Here is a 17,992-nt window from a genome sequence, read left to right on the forward strand (position 1 = left end):
TGCTAATCATACGCCTGGCCCGCCCGGGGTAGTCTCGCACCGTGTCTGCTGATGTCCCCGCCGGAGTTCACGGCGACCCCCCGCCGCCCGTCCCTGCTGCCCGACGGGGAGGTTCTCGTGCCCGTCGGGGCATCATCGCCGTCGCCGGCCTCGTGGTCCTGCTGCTGGTCGCGGTCTCGGTGTTCGCGGTCGTCACCGTCCGCCGGCCGCTCCCGCAGACCGACGGGACCCTGACCCTGACGGGCCTCGACGCGGAGGTCAGCGTGCTCCGTGACGCGCAGGGCGTGCCGCAGATCTACGCCGACACGTCCGAGGACCTCTTCCGCGCCCAGGGGTACGTCCAGGCGCAGGACCGCTTCTTCGAGATGGACTACCGCCGCCACGTGACCGCGGGACGGCTGGCCGAGCTCGTCGGCGACAGCCAGGTCGCGATCGACGCGGACAAGGTCACCCGCACCTTCGGCTGGCGCCTGGTCGCCGAGGAGGAGTGGAAGATCCTGGCCCCCGAGACCAAGAGCTACCTCCAGGCGTACGCCGACGGCGTCAACGCGTACATCGAGGACCGCGACCCGAGCGAGATCGCGCTCGAGTACACGGTGCTCGGCATGAGCGTCTCGATGCCGGACCCCGAGCCCTGGGACCCGATCGACTCGCTCGCGTGGCTCAAGGCCATGGCCTGGGACCTGCGCGGCAACTACGACGACGAGCTCGAGCGCGCCATCGCCTACGGCGGCTTCGCGGGCGCCCCCAGCGGCGCCCAGGACCCCGCCAAGGTCGCGCAGGACGTGGCTCGCGTGGGTGCGCTCTTCCCCGCGTACCCCGCCCAGGCGAACCTCCCGATCCTCGACCCGTCCGAGGTGCCCACCACGAGCGAACCGGTCCAGGTCGAGGGCGCGGAGCAGACCGCGTACGCACCCACCCTCGCAGGCAGCGAGCTCCAGTCGGCCGTCGAGTCGGCCGACGCCGCGCTCGCCGCGGTGCCCGTGCTCGTGGGGCGCGGCGAGGGCACGGGGTCCAACTCCTGGGTCGTCTCGGGGGAGCACACGACGAGCGGCAAGCCGCTGCTGGCCAACGACCCGCACCTGTCCCTCCAGGCCCCCGGCGTCTGGGCCCAGGTCGGCCTCCACTGCAACGAGGTCGGCCCCGCGTGCGGCTTCGACGTCTCGGGGTTCTCGTTCGCGGGCTTCCCCGGCGTGATCATCGGTCACAACGCCGACCTGGCCTGGGGCCTGACGAACATGGGAGCGGACGTCACGGACTTCTTCATCGAGCGCGTGCGGGACGACACGTACCTCCGGGGCGACGACTGGGAGCCCCTCGAGACCCGCACCGAGACCATCAAGGTCAACGGCGGCGAGGACGTCGAGCTCACGGTCAGCTCGACGGTCCACGGCCCGATCGTCTCGACCGTGCTCCCCATGGACAAGGTCGCGGCCTCCCCGACCGAGGGCACGCCCCTCGGCGACTACGAGGTCTCGCTCCGGTGGACCGCGCTCGAGCCCGGGCGCACCGCGGACGCGGTCTTCGCGTTCAACCTCGCGGCGGACGCGCAGGACATGAAGGCCGCTGCGGCCCTCTTCGAGGTCCCGGCGCAGAACATCGTCTTCGCGACCACGGACGGGCACATCGGCTACCAGGCGCCGGGCCGGATCCCGGTACGGGCCAGCGTCGAGGGCCCCGTGCCCTCCGACGGCACGTGGCCGCGGCCGGGCTGGGACGAACGCTACGACTGGACCGGGTACGTGCCCGCCGCGCAGATGCCCGGAGTGGTCGACCCCGAGGAGGGGTTCATCGTGGCCGCGAACCAGGCCGTCCTCCCGGCCGGGACCACGCCGTTCCTCACCACGGACTGGGACTACGGCTACCGCTCCCAGCGCATCCGCACCCTCCTCGAGCAGGAGATCGACTCGGGCCGCAAGGTCGACGCCCGGACCATGAACGAGATCCAGAACGACGACTGGAGCCCGTACGCCGCGGCTCTCGTGCCCCTGCTGCTCGAGCAGGACATCGAGAACAGCAAGGGGGTGCGCAACGCCTTCGCCGCCGAGGGGCAGGACCTCCTGGCCGACTGGGACCAGCACATGGACAAGGACTCGGCCGCGGCCGCGTACTTCGCCGCGGTGTGGCGCAACCTTCTCGAGATCACGTTCTGGGACGACCTGCCGGAGAGCATCCGCCCCGCGGGCGGCAGCCGCTGGCTGGCCGTCGTGCAGAACATGCTCGCGGACGAGACCAACGCGTTCTGGGACGACCGGCAGACCGTGAGCGTCGTCGAGACCCGTGACGAGGTCCTCAACCGGGCGATCACCTCGGCCCGCCTCGACCTGACGACCGAGCTGTCGAAGAAGACCAGCGACTGGGAGTGGGGCAAGCTGCACACGCTCTCCCTCGGTCACCTGGTCCTCGACGACGACGCCGTCCCGGGGTTCGTGCGTGCCTACGTGAACCCGCGCACGGTGGCCATGCCGGGCGGCTCGTCGATCGTCAACGCGACGTCGTGGGACGCGGCCTCGGGCAGCTTCGAGGTCACCTCGGGGCCCTCGATGCGCATGGTCGTCGACCTCGACGACCTCGACGCCTCGACCTGGGTCACCGTCACGGGCGCCTCGGGGCACCCGGCGTCGAAGCACTACGAGGACCAGCTCGGCACCTGGGCCGCGGGCGAGACGTACGCCTGGCCGTTCACGGCCGACGCCGTGCGCGCCGCGACCAAGGACACGCTGACGCTCGTCCCCTGAGGCGAGCGGCGCCGTCGGGCACCCCCTGCCCGACGGCGCCACGCACCCGCCCGCCCGGCCCACCCTCGGCGGTGGCCGGGGAGAGCGACGAAGGGCCCGCCCGGCGACTGCCCGGGCGGGCCCTTCGTGCGTGTCCGAGGGGTGGGGGAGCCGGTCAGTCCTGACCGAGCCAGCGCCAGCCGAGCGGCGTCGCGACCGCGTCCACCGTGCGGTCGTGCTTCTCGAGGGGCAGCGGGCGGTCGGTCGCGTCGTAGACCTCCTCGGGGAAGACGACCGCGATCACCTTGGTACCGGGGCGCACGTGCTCGAGCGCGCGGTCGTACCAGCCGCCGCCCTGCCCGAGGCGGACGCCGTTCGAGTCGACTGCGAGCGCGGGCGCGATGACGACGTCCGCGTCGGCGAGCGCAGCCGCGCCGAGCGTGGGACCGCTCGGCTCGGGGGGCCGGCCCGGGGCGCGGACCTGGAGGTCGTGCGCGCCGTCGAACTCGGCCCAGTCGCGCTGGAGCCCCGCGCCGAGGACCGGCAGGAGCACGCGCACGCCGCGTGCGGAGAGCCGCTCGAGCATGGCCGTGGTGCCGGGCTCGGTGGGACGCGCCGCGTACGTCGCGACGCAGCGTGCGGACAGGACGTCGGGAATGGTCTCGATCACGTCGGCGATGGCCAGGGCCGCTTCGTCGCGGCGGCGCTCGGTGCGGGCGGATCGGGCGGTGCGGATGGCTTTTCGGAGGATCTCCTTCGCGTCCTCGGGTTCGATGCTTCCATGCAGGGGATAGGGCTGAACCGGGCCACTCATGCGCCTATTGTCGCAAAGGTTCGGCCAAGAAGTGTCCGTGCTGCCGTCGTCGGACGGAAAGGTCCGGATCGCGGAGCACGGTAGACGGACCAGGACGGCGCGCCGCAACGGTGACCTGTCCGAGCCTGGTACGGGCGTACCCGCTGTTGGTGCCTGCGTGTCAGGTCGTGATACACCCTGTCCACCAGGCGTCGCGTCGGTGATCCTGGTGCTCGAAGGCACGACGTCTCGGGCTCTGCTGCCGGGGACGGACGATCGATGGGCACGGGAACAATGACCAACAAGCTCGCGCGGACGTGGAGCGTGTCCAAGCCGTGGCCGGTGACGCTCCGCGAGGACGCGACCGACGGCAGCGTGGTCCTGCGGCCGTTGCGCCGCAAGGACGGGCACGCGTGGATGACGCTGCGCGCCCGCAACGCGTCGTGGCTCGAACGCTGGGAGGCGACGTCGCCCCGACCCGGCGCGGGCGGTGGACCACCGACCTTCGGCGAATACGTGCGCATCCTCTCGGCCCAGGCGCGGGCGGGCACGACGCTGCCGTTCGCGGTCGAGCTGGACGGCGAGCTCGTCGGACAGCTCACCGTGTCGAGCATCACGTACGGGTCGCTGTGCTCGGCGAGCATCGGGTACTGGGTGGGGGAGCACGTCGCAGGACGCGGTGTGATCCCGACCGCGGTCGCGATGTCGATCGACTACTGCTTCCAGGTCCTGGGGCTGCACCGCATCGAGATCAACATCCGCCCGGAGAACGGCCCGAGCCTGCGCGTCGTGGAGAAGCTGGGCCTGCGTGACGAAGGGGTGCGTGAGCGCTACCTCCACATCCAGGGGCAGTGGTGCGACCACCGGACGTTCGCGATCACGACCGAGGAGGTCCCGGACGGGCTGCTGACCCGCTGGCAGGAGCGACGTCGCGACGCCCCATAGTGCATGGTCCGGTCAGGGAAAAGGACCGACACGCCGTGCGGCGTCCGGGAGCCCACCTGGCGACTCGCCTACGGTCGGCATGTGGAATCGACGACGGGCTCGGCAGGCGTGGCAGTCCTTGCCCTGTTCGTGATCTGGTTCGCCTACTACGTACCTCACCGGGTCAAGCAGCGTCAGCAGTTCCTGGACTCGCGGGTCGAGGACCGGTTCTCCGGCTCGCTGCGGGTTCTGGGGGTCGCGTCGGGCAGGCGTGAGCGCCGGGCGTCCTCGGGTCACCTCGGGGGGGCCGAGGGGCGTTCGCTGCTCCTCGGGCCGGCCGTCGCGACCGAGCCCGACGTCGGCCTCCTGCTGCGTGTCTCGGACGCAGGCGCGGACGCACCGAGAGAAGTCCAGCAGGTCACGGCCGGTGGCACCGGCCACAGGCCGTCGTCGAAGGAGGGGCCGCAGACCATGGAGAACGACGTCCGCACGGGAGACCCTCGCCCGTCCATCCCGCCCGGGCGGCGCGCCGAGGGCGGGTTCGACGACCCGTTCCCGGCCCGCAAGGCCCCCTCGCCGTCCCGCATCGCCCTGCTCGAGCGCCGTGCCAAGGCGGCGCGGCGCCGCCTCGTCCTGACGATCCTGCTGCTGCTCGCGACCGCGGGTGCGTGGGTCGCGGTCGGCTTCGGTCTGGTGTCCTGGTACGCGGCCGCAGGCCCGACGGCGGCGCTCGCCCTGGTCCTCGTCCTGGGCCGCCAGGCGGTGCTCGCCGCACGCAGGGCGGACACCGCGTGGCTCGCGGACCGGCGCGCCGCCGCCAGAGAGGCCGCACGCGCCTCGCGGGGGCCCGTGCAGGGCAGTCCGGTGGCTCCGCGCAACGTCCACTCCTCGCGCGTCACGGGGCACGCCGTGCGCCCCTCGCAGACGAGCACCCAGATGATCCCGCGCGTCACGCCCGCCGACCTCGAACGAGGCGCTGCGCGCACGCGTGACCGGAAGTCCTCGGCGGGGTCGACCGCACGCGTCGAACCGGAGCCCGACCTAGCCCGACCCCGGTCCGGCACGAGCGGCGGCGAGCTGTTCGACGACCAGGACCGGGAGGGTGCCGGGGCCGGGGCCGGGGCCGAGGTCGTCGCGGTCGCTCCCGTCGCTACCGCATCCGACGAGGCACCCCGTCCCGAGCGCTCTGCGCCGCCCGCCGACGGCGACCCCGGCGGCGCCTGGGAGCCCGTGCCGGTCCCGCGCCCGACGTACACCATGAAGCCCACCGCCTCCGAGTCCGGCGTCCCGCCGGTACAGCTCGCAGTACCCGTCGCGCCGGCCGCCACGCCACGCCCTGCTCCCGAGACGACGGGCGCTGGGGCGACCGGCTCACCGGTGGCGCCGGGTGTGCCGGCCGCTCCGGTGTCGACCCGTCCTGCCGCCCCCGCGGCGGGCGACGACAAGAAGCCCAAGACCGAGACGCTGGGCCTGGACCTCAACGAGATCCTGGCCCGCCGCCGCGTCTCGGGCGGGTGACAGGTCCCGTCCTGGGCCAGGGGCCGCGCCGGTCCGCGCACGGCCAGGTCCGACAGGGCGCGGATTTTCCGGGGCCGGGGGACGGGTGCTAATGTAGGCATCGCTCTGGGGCTATGGCGCAGTTGGTAGCGCGTCTCGTTCGCAATGAGAAGGTCGGGGGTTCGAATCCCCCTAGCTCCACCAGGCCGAAGGCCCGGAACCGTAACGGTTCCGGGCCTTCGTCGTTCCGGGCAGATTGTCGGTCCGACAGCCAAGTCGACAGCCAATCGTCCCTGGCGCTTCAAGTCGGATCGTCGTGCGCCCGATCCCACGCTCTGCCATGTGCTCAGCTAGATCCGGGTGCAGTGCGCGACGGGGACCCACGCGAGCCACTCGGGCCAGCCGGGCGCGCTCTGGCGGACACACAGCCATGACCCCGAGCGGGCGACGACGTCGAGCTCGTAGGTCTGCTCGCCGCGCCCGTAGGTGTGGGTCGTGACGCGGGCCCGGTGCGGCGGGTCGTAGTGCTGTGTGATGCGGAGGGCCCCGCCAGCGTTGACGACAAGCATGGAGAAGTCGCGGGACTCGGGCGCGCGGGTCATGCTCTACATCCTTCGACGGCGGGACGGGCTGCTCGGGTTGTCCACATGGTCAGCGCCGGACGACGGCGCCGGCCCAGACCCACGCGGTGTCCGGGCGTTCGAACCGGTCGATGTAGCTGATGTGCACGGCACGCTTCGTCCAGGCGATCGCGTCGGCGTCGATCTCGAGCTCGTCGCCCTCCATCGTCACGATCCACGCGCGGACCGGCGTCGGCGTCTCCGGCGTCGTCACGTCGCGCCCGTACTGCTTCGGGCTCAGCGTGCGGGCCCGCTTCGGGAAGGACGTGTTGCCGGTCGGTCTACTCACGAGACAAGCGTATCGAACATGTGTTCGAACGACTTCACCCGCTCGGCCTCGCCTTAGTGTTGACACTATCCACCGACAAGGATAGTGTTACTACTACAACAACAGAGAGGAGGGATGCGGTGGAGATAGCCGCACTGGTGGTTTCGATCCTGACGCTGATCGTCACGATCTACCAAGCCTGGAACAGCAGGCCGAAGAAACCACCGAAGGGTCGTCACAGGAAGTGACGGACGGGCCGGGGGTAGAACAAGTACCCCCGGCCCGGGACCCATCCTCCCACCTGGAGACACGAGGAAGGAAGAGACAGATGAGGAAGTACCTGCACGACCCAGGCGTCCGCGCCGCCGCGGTCTCCGGCATCACCATCGCCACGCTCGCGGTGTTCTTCGCCGATGCCTACCCCGCGGCCTGGATCGCTCTCGGCGTCGCATGGGTCGCCGCGACCAGCCTCGCCCTGTGGTGGGCCCACCGCAAGGCGGCCGACTGATGCCCCGCCCCGGCGAGCGGCGCGTAGCCGCAGCAACCAAGGTCTCCGAGGCCGACAGCGACGAGCTCAAGGCCATCGCCGCCGCCGCCGGGGTGGCGCAGTCCGACGTCGTGCGGGCGGGCGTCGAGCTCGTCCTGCGCGGCGTCGACCGCGACCGCCTCATCGACTACCTCACCGACGTCGGACGTGAGAGCCCCAGTGGAGCTCTCACGCCAGAGCGGAGGGCTGGTCTTGTCGGGTAGGCGCCCTTGGCAGCCCTACTGATGACGTCGGCGCATGCTCATACATGTAGCATCGCGCCATGGGTTTGGGTGATTGGATCGCCGCCGGCGGAGTCGCCGTTGCGATTGTTGCAGTCTTGGTCGCGTGGGCCGTCGGGCGTAGAAGGTCACCAGAGCTGGCGGTCGAGGCAAAGTGGTCGCCCTCTCCTCAGTGGGCGGTAGCGACCAGTACGGGCATGCGGTCGGGGAACTTCCGCCCAGGCCACTGGGTCCTCGAGTGTCGGGCGCGAGGTGACATGTGGGATGTCAAGGCCGACAGAGTCGAAGGTGCCATCGTGAAGGACAACCTCACCCGCCGCCTACTTGCTGATGGCGAAGTCGCGACACTGACCATCCGCCCCGCATCGGGGACCACACAGGTGCGTGTGACCTGGCACGGACGAGGCTCAGGGTGGTCACGCCGTCGTCGTCGCTACACATGGAAGAACCGCACCGACTCCTGAACTTGACCTCACACGACGAACGGCCCCGCCCTCCCGAGGGAAGGCGGGGCCGTTCGTCGTGTGAGCCTAGTTGTGTCGCTCGACGGGTACAGCAGCGAGTTCGAGCTCGCGCTGCGTCAGAGCGAACGTTCGCTTGAGGACCATCGCGAGGGTGATCACGAAGTGTGCCAGGAAGAACAGGGCGATCGCGGTGAACGAAGCTGGTTGTACGGGCTGGATGATCGGCTGGCCAGGGATCGGGGCGATCCCTGCGGGAAGCATGAACTCGCCTGCCGTCAGGATGATGGTGAGGACGATCGAGATGAGGACGCTGTACGACACGTTCGCCGAGAGCTCGGAGAGGACCTTGACGCGGCGAAGAATCCTGGTCGTGACGCCACCTTGTTCGGCACTTGCGGCGGTCCCAGCCGCCATCTCGAGCACCAGGATCAGGAGCGCGAAGAGGAGCCCGCCCAGTACAGAACTGGCCGCGAGCAGTCCTGACGTCGACCCCACGGCGACCCCGGTCCAGAAGGGCAAACTGCACACCACGGCGGGTGCTCCGAGGAAGAGTGCGTAGTCACCAGCCTTGGGTCTGCCGTTCCGGTTGTCGTAGAGGGTCCGGTAGTGCTTCTTGACGATGTCGCGAGGGTCGATCTTCTCGGCGATGTCGCGAGGGTCGATCTTCACGGTCTCCGCCTTTCGTGGCTGAGGTCCTACCCGTCCAGGATAGTCAGGTAGTCGAGGGCCGCCTCTCGGAGCGACTCATACGTAGGGTTCCCGTACTCGTCCTCCTTCACGCGAGAGGTGACATCGTAGCCGCCGCGTGGGACATGCTTTCCCTTCATGATCAGCGTGTGATCGCGGCCGTTGCCGTCTCGGAAGGTCGTCGACACTTCGTCGTACTCCTCCCCCTGGAAGGTGAGCAGGTGGCTGAGGTCGGCGTCGTCCTTGAGGGCCGACTTGAGACCTGTCTTCTTGAGGAACCCCATGCGTCCAGCGGCTTGGATCGTCGTGACGATCTTGCCGAGATCGCCGGCGCGTAGCCACTGGTTCTCCGAGGCGGCGAAGTCGCTGGGCTTCCGGTAGCGGGTCAAGGTGACCTTCTTGAGGCTCTCCTCTTCCAGCAGGCGCTTCTGGAAGCCCTCGGGAATCGTGCGAGGCATGTCGACCTTGTAGTCGGGGTGGCGCTGGGCAAACCAGGTGGTGAAGCGAGTCCAGAACTTGGTCTTGACGCCTCGCCCCTTGGGGGAGTGGGCGACGAGGAATCCGTGCCGGTGAGTGCCCGGGAGCTGTAGGAGCATCAGAACTGGGATGAGCTCTGCGTGTTCGGGCTGGCGTTGGAACACGACCTCGGCGCCCAGTGCATCGTCATCGGTCCGGACGAGTTCGCTTGTGACGCCCATCTCCCCAGCCTTGACCCAGGCAGCGAGCACGCCAGGAGCATCAGGAGTCGGGGAGTAGACCTGGTCGACGCGTGCGGCCGCTTCGGCCTCCGGGTCGTGCCAGTCCTTGTGCTCGGGAGCCCTCAAGAACGCCTCAAATTCGGCCAGGAGGTCCGCGCCGTTGCCGTCGAAGTTACCGAGGAGAAGCGTCTCCTTGCTCTGCTTCTTCCGCACGGTGATCATGTACGCGTTCAGAATGTGTGCCACGTTGGCCCCCTCGCTATCGCGGGGAGCGTACCGGAACGTGATGCCCGCCGAGCAGCGACCGTCACGCCGTGGACAAGTTCCGACCAGAATTCACCCGGCCAGCGGTGCGCCGGACGTCGGCGGCACGTACTCCTCGAGGACGCCGATCTCCGCGTCGTGAACGTACACCGGGGTCTGTGCGGAGCCGAGGACGAGTCGGGTGAGCCAGTCGGGGATGCGGGGTTCGGCCCAGCGCCACAGGGCGTACCAGGCGGCGATGGCCGCGGCGGTGACGAGTGCGAGCGTGGTCTCGGAGCTGAGCCAGTCGGCGAGGGCGGTGCCGAGGTCGCCGGGGAGGTGCGGGGTGGTCGCGCGCAGGATCGCGGCGACGGCCGAGCCCCACAGGACCGGGACGACGGTGCGCAGGTAGGACACGGCGCGGTCGGAGATCGGGTGCGTAGGAATGGTGGTCATGGTCGATCCCTTCTCAGCGGTGGAGGTAGCGCTTGGTGGCGGTGTCGTAGCCCTCGGCGCTGACGCCGACGACGGGGATGCCGGCGCGCTGGTAGGCCGCGTAGTCGGGGCCAGAGACGGCCGAGCCGATGCCGCCGAGGACGAGCATCACAGCGCCGGTCTTGTTGTCACGGATGAGCAGCATGTCGTCCTCCTGGACGGGGGTGAGAGGGGCAGGGCGCCCCGGAATGGTGGGAGTGCTGACCTGGCCCATGCTCGCGCCGGGGCGCGAGACGGTCGTGGTGGTGAGGTCGATGCCGCGTGCCCGCAGGTACGGGACGGGGTCGACCTGGCGGCCGTCGACGAGGACCTCGAAGTGCAGGTGGACGGTCGGGGCGCCGGAGTTGGAGGCCGCGGCGACGCGCTGCCCGCCGGCGACCCGGGCCCCGGCGGCGACGGCGATCCCGGCGCGCTGCATGTGCGCGTACCGGGTCCACACGCCGCCACCGTGGTCGAGCTCGAGGACCCACGCGCCGAGCGGCGTCTTGTAGATGCGGCGCACGGTGCCGGGCGCGGCGGCGTAGATGTCGGATGAGACGCCGCTGGTCCCGGCGCGCAGGTCGACACCGAGGTGGTCGCGGGACGCGTTTGGCGCGCCCGGGATCGGGCCGCGAGGGCCGAACGGGCTGGTGATCTTCCCGCTGGGGGCGTTGGGACGGTGCCACGACATGGTCTGCCTCCTGGCATGACGAAGGCCCCGACGCGGTTCGCGTGCGGGGCCGTGGGTGGGGTGAGGTCAGGGTGCGCCCGGGACGATGCGCACGAGCGTGAGCAGGACCGCCAGGAGCGATCCGAGCCCGACGATGGATGACACGACGACCGAGGCGATGGTCCAGCCCGAGGTCCCTGCGCGGGTGCCGGCAGCGGCGGCCTGCTGCAGCTCGCCGATGCTCACGGAGTGCGCGGCGGCGGTGCGGTCGGTCGCGTCGAGGCGGCGGGCGTGCTCCTCGAGGCGGGCGGTCTGCACGGCCAGGGCCGCGTCGACCTTGCCCTCGAGGCGAGCGAGGGTCACGGGGACGGATTCGGCCTGCTGTTCGGGTGGGGTCACGGGGCCCACCCGAATGCCGTCACGTGGACTCGGACGGTGCTGCCTGCGGCCATGCCAGGCCAGACGAGGCGCACGTTCGTGGCCGTGACGCCGTTGGAGTCGACGACCGGATTGACGGATGCGCCCTGGACGGTGGTCGGGTGGACGATCGGCGCCTTGGCAAATGCTGTCGGGAAGTTCACCGTCAGGACCCCGTTCGCGCCGACATTGTCCTGGACGGGGAACGTCTGGATGAGGGGGACGGCGCCTGCGGGCGGGCTTGTGCCGTCGGCCGCGCGGATCACCATGCGCCGGTCGACGGCCTCCCACGTGGTGCCGTCGACTGTGCGTTCCAGTGCTCCGCTGGATCCGCCGTCGGTGCGGTGGGCGTACAGCGGCTCGGACGCAGTGGGATTGAGCGTGGCGGCGAGGGCGTCGCGGGCGGTCTTGTTCGGGACGGGCACGATGATGCGCCCCTCGAGCGAGGCGCCGAGAGCTCGCAGATCGCCGTCGGGGTCGAACGGGTCGGTGCCGGCGGGGACGTCGAGGCCGGTGGGTGTGGTCGCCATGTCAGCGCCTCCAGTCGAGCTGTAGCTGCCCGGAGGCAGGGTCGGAGCCGACACCAGCGATGCCGACGTAGGGGGAGCCGGTCACGGCGATGCCGCCACCGGAGATGAGCGCCTGACCCCACTCGGTGGGGATCGTCACCCAGCCGGGCCCGGCGTTCGGACCGAGGGTGATGTCGTGAGGTCCGGCGGCGCGGTTGACGTCGCCGTCGGGGCGGCCGGGGTTGGTGTGCCGGTACAGGTGCAGGGCGGCTGCACCGTTGTAGTTGCCGATGCGCAGGCGCGCGCCGAGGCGGATGCGGGCACCGGTGATGGTGGCGCCCGCGAGCTGGGACGCCGCGGCCCCGTAGAACCACGCGCCGCGGTTCTCGCGTGCGGACCCGTAGCGCCACTGGTAGACGTCCGTCCCGGCCCACGCCCAGCTGCCGCCGACCTGCCACGACCCGGAGTCGATCGCGGTGACCGTGAGGGTGCCGGACGTCGAGACGGGCGGGGGCTCGGGCGCGGTCCCGCCGCCGCCAGGCAGGGGCGGGGGGATCGTGGCGGCGGCCGAGGGCCAGATCCACGGGGCCGTGGACTGCCAGTCCAGGCGCACCAGGGACCCGATCGAGGGGGCGGTGCCGACGTACCGGCACTGCAGGAGCCCTGCGGTCGTGGTGACCGGCACGGTCCCCGAGGTCGCGGCGCCCTGCACCGTCCCGGTCAGGGGGCGCAGGCCGTCGCGGATGACCGGACCCAGGACGACGGCCTCACCGTCGACCATCAGGACCCGGACCGGGTCGCCCACGGTCGGGATGTACCCGGCCGGCCACGCGACAGGGGGCGTGGAGCCGTCGATGTTGACCGCGTGCCCCGGGACGCCCTCGAGCGTCACGACGACCCCGGCGCGCAGGCGCACGACGGACAGGTCACCCACGGCGAACCCGGGCCGCGACAGTCTCCAGCGCCTCGGCTGAGACCCGGACGGTGAGGGTCATCTTCTTCGCCGGGGTCGTGCCGGAGTCGGACGTGGCCGAGGTCATGCGCATCCCGACCACCCGTCCTTCCAGTGGCAGCTCACCAGCGACGGTCGCCGCGATCACGATCACCCGGTCCTGAATCTGCAGGCCGGGGTGGGTCAGGCACGTCACGGGCAGGTCGACCTCACCGGAGGCGATGCGGTTCGTCAGCACGGTTGCCGCGTCGGCGTCGACCCCGGCCTGTGTGGTCGCGATCGAGCGGTGGAAGATGGGGACGCGCCCGAACGGGCCGCCCCAGCGCAGGGGCCCGGCGTTGAGGTACGCGCGCCCGATCAGCGGTTGTCCGTCCTGGGTCTGTCCGGTGCTGATCGCGCCGTTGTACATGCCCTCGTCGGACAGTGACCGGGCCAGACCTACCAGGACTCCGTCCTCGCCGCCGGCCAGTGTCCACACCGGGCCGACCCCGGCGGCGGGCACGATCTCCAGCGCGCCGTCCGGACCCATCCGGTACACGGCGCCGATCGCGGACAGCAGGTCCTCGACCGCGTCCATGCGTGACTCGCCGTACACCAGCGAGCCGGGCACCGGGCCGTCGACCACGTCAGGGTGGGCGACTACGGGGCAGATGTCGCGCAGCAGGCGCCGCACCTCCGTGACGCAGGTCGACTCGGTGACGACCTCGGCGTCGAGCCGGTCCATGACGATCGTCGCGGTCTGCTCGTCGGCCTGGATCGTGACCGACCCACCGCCCGCGACTCGCACGGCCCGCCCGTCGTCGAGGTTGTACGTCAACCACGTCTCCCGGGGGTCCGGGCGACGGATCCGCCACCACCCCAGCGGCACACGAACCCCGGACAGGCCCGAGATCCACGTCACCTGTAGCCGCGAACCACCGGGACCTAGCGGGTCCGACATGCCCCATGGTGCAAGCGTGCCGTCCGGGTCCGCGACCGTGATCGTGGCCTGTCCCTGGACCTGACGGTCCGCGTCATGGGCCAACGACCACGCCGACGCCTGCAGGTCCCGAGCAACGACCTGCCCGTCGCGCCAGGCATGAACCTCGAGCCGGTCACCCTGCGTCGTGCCAGCAATCTCCGCGTCGAGCTCGGTGGACTGCACGCGCATCAGGGGACCTCCGGGTCTCGGGACCAGTCGATGTACGTCGCGCCAGGCCGGGTGGCCTTGACGGCGTTGTAAGAACGCGGGGACCACAAGGCCCGGACCTGGTCGTAGGTCCACCACGGGATGGCGATCCGCATCGCCGTCGGACGCACCTGGGTCACCGACAGTGCCCAGTCGTTGCGGAAGCCGAGGAGCCCACCCACAACAGGGACCTCCTCGACGTCGCCCGCGGTGACATGCGCGACGGCGTCAAGGGGGATGTCGGACGGCAATCCGCGGATGACGACCTGCCCCGACGAATCGAGCAGATCACGCATGGCGTTGATGAGCGCTCCCTGCGACGCTGCGACCGCTCGGAGTGCGAGCGGCACGCCGGCCGGGGCCTGACGGACGCCGATGGACGCGACGGGATAGCGGGCGCCCTCGACAGTCGTGAGGTCCACGGCCTGGCGTCGCACGATCCGCGTGGCCGTGCCGGTCATCAGCATCAGCCCAGCTCCGGTACGAACGCACTCCACCTGAACCGCGCCCCTCGGGTTGAGAGGATCTTGGATCCACACCCAGGTAGACAGGACAGTGATTGTCGCCTCGAGCGGCGACGGCGTCAACGCACCCGAGTGCACGACCAGGCGATACGTCGCCTGGACGTTCAGTGGCGGGACGTGGTCACGGAAGAAGTCGCCTCCCGTGACCACGACGCGCTCAGCGCCGCGGACCCCGTGCCACGTTCGGCCCGAGTCCCACGACACCTGCACGCTGACGACCGAGTCCCCCGAAGGGGCCAACCCTGTCACCGTCACACCGACCTGCGGCGCCCCCGAATCGGGGAGGACTTCCACCGAGATGCCCATCAGCGAGTCCTTCCCACGGTCTGCCTCGTGCCAGCGTCGGACCGGTCGCGCGCGTCGACAACGCCCACCGCCACCGCCTCCATGCGCGCCTCCATCCCGTTCACCATCAGCGTCCCCACCAGCTGCAGGCCGGTGAGGTCGAACGTCTGGGCAGGAGCGGCGGCCTGGGTGGCGGTCGCCGAGGCGTACTGGGGAGCCGACGGTGAACCACCGGCGGCGAAGCCCGCAAGTACGGACTTCGGGATCTGCCGGTACTGCAGGGCCCGCATCACGCCGGCCCCGTAGTACTCGACTGCGGGCTGCGGCTGGATCCACTCCTTCGAGCGGACCATGAGCGGACGGCCACGCTCCGTCATCGCGAACACGTTGTCGTGCGTCGGGTCCGACGGCGGGGTGCCCGGAACCTGACCGCCAGCAGCGAAGCCTGCGATGCCACCGACCTGCCCACCGGTGAAGCCTCCGGGAATCCCGGGGATCACGGCAGTCATCATCTTGATCGCCGCGATCGCGCGCCCCACGGCCCGTTCGGCGGGGCTGACGTCGGCGTTGACCGAGACGGACGTGCTGCGGGGAGTGTTCAGCCACGCGCTCGTGGTCTGGTTCGCGTTGAACGGATCAGCGCTGAGGTTGAACGGGTCGGGCACCATCTGCCCGAACGCGTTGACAGTCCCTTGGGCCGTCGCGTCAGCCTTCGACGCATCAGCACGTAGTTCCCACGGGGAGACAGACTGGCCGAAGACGTACAGCTCGCCCGCGAGGATCTGCGCCTCGATAGCGGCCGAGTCACTGTTCGCGGTGATCTCCCACGGGCTCACCGACTCACCGAAGACATGCAGCTCCCCAGCGAGGATCCGAGCCTCGATCGAAGCAGGTGATGTGTCCAGGTTGAGCGTGGGGGTGCGCGCCGCATCGAGCTCGGTCGCGAAGTCCTCCGAGATCTCCGTCCCGGTGCCGGCCCACGCCTCGACGAGTCGGAGCCGCTCCTCGGCGTTCGCGTCGCGGAACGTCTGAAGTGCCGCGGCCCCTTCGGGTCCCAGGGCGATGAGCTCGTCGATCATGGCGTCCGCGGTTGCTGCCATGTCGGCCGGCATCTGGGTGCGGATCTCGGAGGTGATGGCGAGGATGTTGTCCTGCCAGTTCTTCTGGGCCTTGGCCTGCTCCTCGAGCTTTGCGATCCAGTCGGCCATCGATACGGATGTGCCGTCGTAGAAGTCCTCCCAGGAGTCCTTCGACGACTTCGTGGCGTCCGCGGTCGCCTGCGCGACTTCCTTGTTCTTGTCGATGACGCCCTGGTAGGCGCCAGCGATGTCGGAGAACGATGCGTCCGCGTCGCCCACCATCTTCATCCACTCGGCCAGGGCCTCGGTGACGGACGGCGCCGATTCGGCGATGAGATCGAGCGCGGCCGACACGCCTGTGGCGCTCTCGGTAGCGAGCTTCTGGGTGTTGTCCGTCTCAGCGATCGCGTCTGCGTAGGCAGGCATGATGCTCAGCAGTTCGTCTCGGGTGCGGCCCGTCTCACGCAGTGCGGCCGCGAACCGACGTTCCGCTTCCTCTGGGTTCGAGGAGTACACGACGGCCAGGGTGCTGCCGAGCTGTGCGTAGGCCTCTTCGGCCTTGCTGGTCGCTGTGGACAGCCCGAGCAGGCCGCCGATGTTGCGGTCCGCCCAGGTGTTGATGTTGTCCGTGAAGAGCCGGTCTGCGGCCCCCTTCATGTCGTCGAACGTCTCGGACAGGCCCGTGAAAGACTCCTGGACGCCCTTGACGCCCTCCGCCTTGAGGAGCGCCCGTGTCATCTGCTCCACGGAGGGCACCGCGTCGAAGGAAGCGGCGTTGATCTCGTTCAGGGCAGCGGCCACACCGACGAGCGCGACGGCCACGCCCGCAGCCTTGCCGACCCTGGTGAGCCCGGTTGCGACGCCTGGGCTGGTCGCGTTGAGGGTCTTGAAGGCGGTGACGGTCTCGATGACGCGGGGGAACAGCAGCAGGAAGCCGCCTGCCGCGAGGGCGGTCACGCCGACGAGGCCACCGATGCCGCCGATCGCCTGCTGCGCGGGCTCCGGCAGGGACCCGAACCAGTTGGCGAGGTCCGCGATGGCCTCAGCGCCGGCGGCAACGGCGGGGAGGAGCGCGTCGCCGATGGTGATCGCGGCGTCGTTGATCGCGTTCCTCGCGATCTGGACCTTCGCCTCGGCGGTGTCGTACCGCTTGTTCGCTTCGTCGAGCAGAGCGCTGTTCTCCGCCCATGCCGCGTTCGCGAGGTCGAGCGAGTCCGTGAGGAGGTCGCCGGCACCCTTGAGCTGCAGCAGGACACGCTGCTCCTCGGTCGAGAGGAAGCCGAGGTCCTTGAGGGTCGCCACGACGTTGCCGCCGGACGCATCGACCCCGTTGAGGCCTTGCGCGACGGCGTCGAGAGCGCGCACCGGGTCGTCAGCGAACGCCTTCGCGAAGTCGTCGGCCGACTGCCCGGCGAGGGCGGCGAACTGGGAGAGCTTGGGGCCGCCTTCCTTCACCGCGGAGTAGATGTCCTGCAGGATGCGGGACACGACTCCGCCACCGAGCTCGGCCGTGATGCCCATCGAGGCGAGGGCATTCGACAGGGCCAGGACTTCGGCCTCGGACGCGCCGACGAGCTTGCCGGACCCGGAGATGCGCTGGGCCATCTCGAGGATCTGCTTCTCGGTAGACGCGCCGTCGTTGCCGAGGGCGACGAGAGTCGCGCCGAACCGTGAGACGCCGTCCTTACTCGAGAGCAGGGAGGCGTCCATGACGTTGGCCATCTGCGCGATCGCCGTAGCGGCCTCGTCGGCCGACAGGTTCGTCGTCTCGCCGAGGTCGACCATCGTCTTCGTGAACGACGCGACCGAGTCCACACCGACGCCCAGCTGACCGGCAGCCTCCGCGACCGCAGCGATCTCCTGGTGCGTGGCCGGGAGCGTCGTGGCGAGGTTGCGCAGGTCGCTCTCGAGCGCCGCGAGCTGCGCGCCCGACCCGTCGGCGGTCTTGAGGACCCCAGTCCAGGCGGACTCCCAGTCCATCGCGGCCTTGACGGTGGCGCCGAGCGCGACAGTCGTGACCGCACCGAATGCGGTCAGGGTCGTGCCGGCTCGATCCCACGCCTGCTGGTTCCGGGTAGCGGACTGGACCATGCGACCGAGGGCCGTGTCCGCGCGAGCAGCCGAGTCCTCGCTCCCACGACCGACGCCCTCGACCGCGCGAGTCGCCTCGGCCATCTGCCGCCTGAAGTCGGCAACCTCAGCACGGAGGCGGACGGATACGGTCCGGTCGGTCAT

18 protein-coding genes and 1 tRNA gene are annotated in these 17,992 nt (G+C 70.4%); 6 read left to right on the forward strand and 13 right to left on the reverse strand.

Annotation, left to right across the window (positions count from 1 at the left end; translation table 11 throughout):
* The first annotated feature begins 41 nt into the window (after positions 1-41).
* Complete coding sequence (locus JOD49_RS15270) at positions 42-2,738, forward strand: penicillin acylase family protein (RefSeq protein ID WP_205307918.1); 2,697 nt, start codon at positions 42-44, stop codon at positions 2,736-2,738.
* A gap of 154 nt (positions 2,739-2,892) precedes the next feature.
* Here JOD49_RS15270 and JOD49_RS15275 read toward each other — a convergent pair whose 3' ends face one another.
* Positions 2,893-3,531, reverse strand: a complete 639-nt coding sequence (locus JOD49_RS15275) for a 5-formyltetrahydrofolate cyclo-ligase (RefSeq protein ID WP_205307919.1) — start codon at positions 3,529-3,531, stop codon at positions 2,893-2,895.
* A 258-nt stretch (positions 3,532-3,789) separates the two neighbouring features.
* Between JOD49_RS15275 and JOD49_RS15280 the strand changes: the two genes are divergently transcribed.
* The 3 genes from JOD49_RS15280 to JOD49_RS15290 all read left to right on the forward strand — a co-directional run bounded on the left by JOD49_RS15280 (position 3,790) and on the right by JOD49_RS15290 (position 6,135).
* On the forward strand, positions 3,790-4,455 hold the full coding sequence (locus JOD49_RS15280; RefSeq protein WP_239525231.1) for a GNAT family N-acetyltransferase: 666 nt from the start codon (positions 3,790-3,792) through the stop codon (positions 4,453-4,455).
* 81 nt (positions 4,456-4,536) lie between these two features.
* A complete protein-coding gene (locus JOD49_RS15285) occupies positions 4,537-5,952 on the forward strand; it encodes a SepX/GlpR family protein (protein WP_205307920.1) in 1,416 nt (471 codons plus the stop codon).
* Positions 5,953-6,059: 107 nt separating this feature from the next.
* Positions 6,060-6,135, forward strand: a tRNA-Ala gene (locus tag JOD49_RS15290).
* Between the two features lie 146 nt (positions 6,136-6,281).
* On the opposite strand, the gene JOD49_RS15295 is transcribed toward JOD49_RS15290, so the two are convergent.
* Together JOD49_RS15295 and JOD49_RS15300 are read right to left on the reverse strand one after the other, a co-directional pair.
* Positions 6,282-6,533 (reverse strand): hypothetical protein, encoded by a 252-nt coding sequence (locus JOD49_RS15295; protein WP_205307921.1) that lies wholly within the window; start codon positions 6,531-6,533, stop codon positions 6,282-6,284.
* A 49-nt stretch (positions 6,534-6,582) separates the two neighbouring features.
* The gene (locus tag JOD49_RS15300; protein WP_205307922.1) at positions 6,583-6,840 is read right to left on the reverse strand and encodes a hypothetical protein; all 258 of its coding nucleotides are present in this window, start codon (positions 6,838-6,840) and stop codon (positions 6,583-6,585) included.
* A 307-nt stretch (positions 6,841-7,147) separates the two neighbouring features.
* On the opposite strand from JOD49_RS15300, the gene JOD49_RS15305 reads away from it, so the two are divergent.
* Both JOD49_RS15305 and JOD49_RS15310 read left to right on the forward strand, forming a co-directional pair.
* A complete protein-coding gene (locus tag JOD49_RS15305; RefSeq protein ID WP_205307923.1) occupies positions 7,148-7,327 on the forward strand; it encodes a hypothetical protein in 180 nt (59 codons plus the stop codon).
* Positions 7,327-7,569, forward strand: a complete 243-nt coding sequence (locus JOD49_RS15310) for a hypothetical protein (RefSeq protein WP_205307924.1) — start codon at positions 7,327-7,329, stop codon at positions 7,567-7,569. The genes JOD49_RS15305 and JOD49_RS15310 overlap by 1 nt, the downstream gene beginning before the upstream one ends.
* Before the next feature lie 548 nt (positions 7,570-8,117).
* Here JOD49_RS15310 and JOD49_RS15315 read toward each other — a convergent pair.
* The 10 genes from JOD49_RS15315 to JOD49_RS15360 all read right to left on the reverse strand — a co-directional run bounded on the left by JOD49_RS15315 (position 8,118) and on the right by JOD49_RS15360 (position 17,932).
* Positions 8,118-8,720 (reverse strand): hypothetical protein, encoded by a 603-nt coding sequence (locus JOD49_RS15315; RefSeq protein WP_205307925.1) that lies wholly within the window; start codon positions 8,718-8,720, stop codon positions 8,118-8,120.
* Between the two features lie 26 nt (positions 8,721-8,746).
* Positions 8,747-9,682, reverse strand: coding sequence for a hypothetical protein (locus tag JOD49_RS15320; RefSeq protein WP_205307926.1), 936 nt, complete (start codon positions 9,680-9,682; stop codon positions 8,747-8,749).
* Between the two features lie 90 nt (positions 9,683-9,772).
* Positions 9,773-10,135, reverse strand: coding sequence for a hypothetical protein (locus tag JOD49_RS15325; RefSeq protein ID WP_205307927.1), 363 nt, complete (start codon positions 10,133-10,135; stop codon positions 9,773-9,775).
* A gap of 13 nt (positions 10,136-10,148) precedes the next feature.
* Positions 10,149-10,844: a M23 family metallopeptidase gene (locus tag JOD49_RS15330; RefSeq protein WP_205307928.1), complete on the reverse strand. Its 696-nt coding sequence runs from the start codon at positions 10,842-10,844 to the stop codon at positions 10,149-10,151.
* A 66-nt stretch (positions 10,845-10,910) separates the two neighbouring features.
* The gene (locus tag JOD49_RS15335) at positions 10,911-11,222 is read right to left on the reverse strand and encodes a hypothetical protein (RefSeq protein ID WP_205307929.1); all 312 of its coding nucleotides are present in this window, start codon (positions 11,220-11,222) and stop codon (positions 10,911-10,913) included.
* Positions 11,219-11,770, reverse strand: a complete 552-nt coding sequence (locus tag JOD49_RS15340) for a hypothetical protein (RefSeq protein ID WP_205307930.1) — start codon at positions 11,768-11,770, stop codon at positions 11,219-11,221. The genes JOD49_RS15335 and JOD49_RS15340 overlap by 4 nt, the downstream gene beginning before the upstream one ends.
* Before the next feature lies 1 nt (position 11,771).
* Positions 11,772-12,683, reverse strand: coding sequence for a hypothetical protein (locus JOD49_RS15345; protein WP_205307931.1), 912 nt, complete (start codon positions 12,681-12,683; stop codon positions 11,772-11,774).
* The gene (locus JOD49_RS15350) at positions 12,676-13,851 is read right to left on the reverse strand and encodes a hypothetical protein (protein WP_205307932.1); all 1,176 of its coding nucleotides are present in this window, start codon (positions 13,849-13,851) and stop codon (positions 12,676-12,678) included. The genes JOD49_RS15345 and JOD49_RS15350 overlap by 8 nt, the downstream gene beginning before the upstream one ends.
* Positions 13,851-14,699 carry a hypothetical protein gene (locus JOD49_RS15355; RefSeq protein ID WP_205307933.1) on the reverse strand — a complete coding sequence of 283 codons (849 nt, stop codon included), beginning with the start codon at positions 14,697-14,699 and terminating at the stop codon, positions 13,851-13,853. Before JOD49_RS15355 ends, JOD49_RS15350 begins: the two co-directional genes overlap by 1 nt.
* Positions 14,699-17,932, reverse strand: a complete 3,234-nt coding sequence (locus JOD49_RS15360) for a phage tail tape measure protein (protein WP_205307934.1) — start codon at positions 17,930-17,932, stop codon at positions 14,699-14,701. The genes JOD49_RS15355 and JOD49_RS15360 overlap by 1 nt, the downstream gene beginning before the upstream one ends.
* Between the last annotated feature and the right edge of the window lie 60 nt (positions 17,933-17,992).

This window comes from Oerskovia jenensis (assembly GCF_016907235.1).
In the GTDB taxonomy this organism is placed as follows: domain Bacteria; phylum Actinomycetota; class Actinomycetes; order Actinomycetales; family Cellulomonadaceae; genus Oerskovia; species Oerskovia jenensis.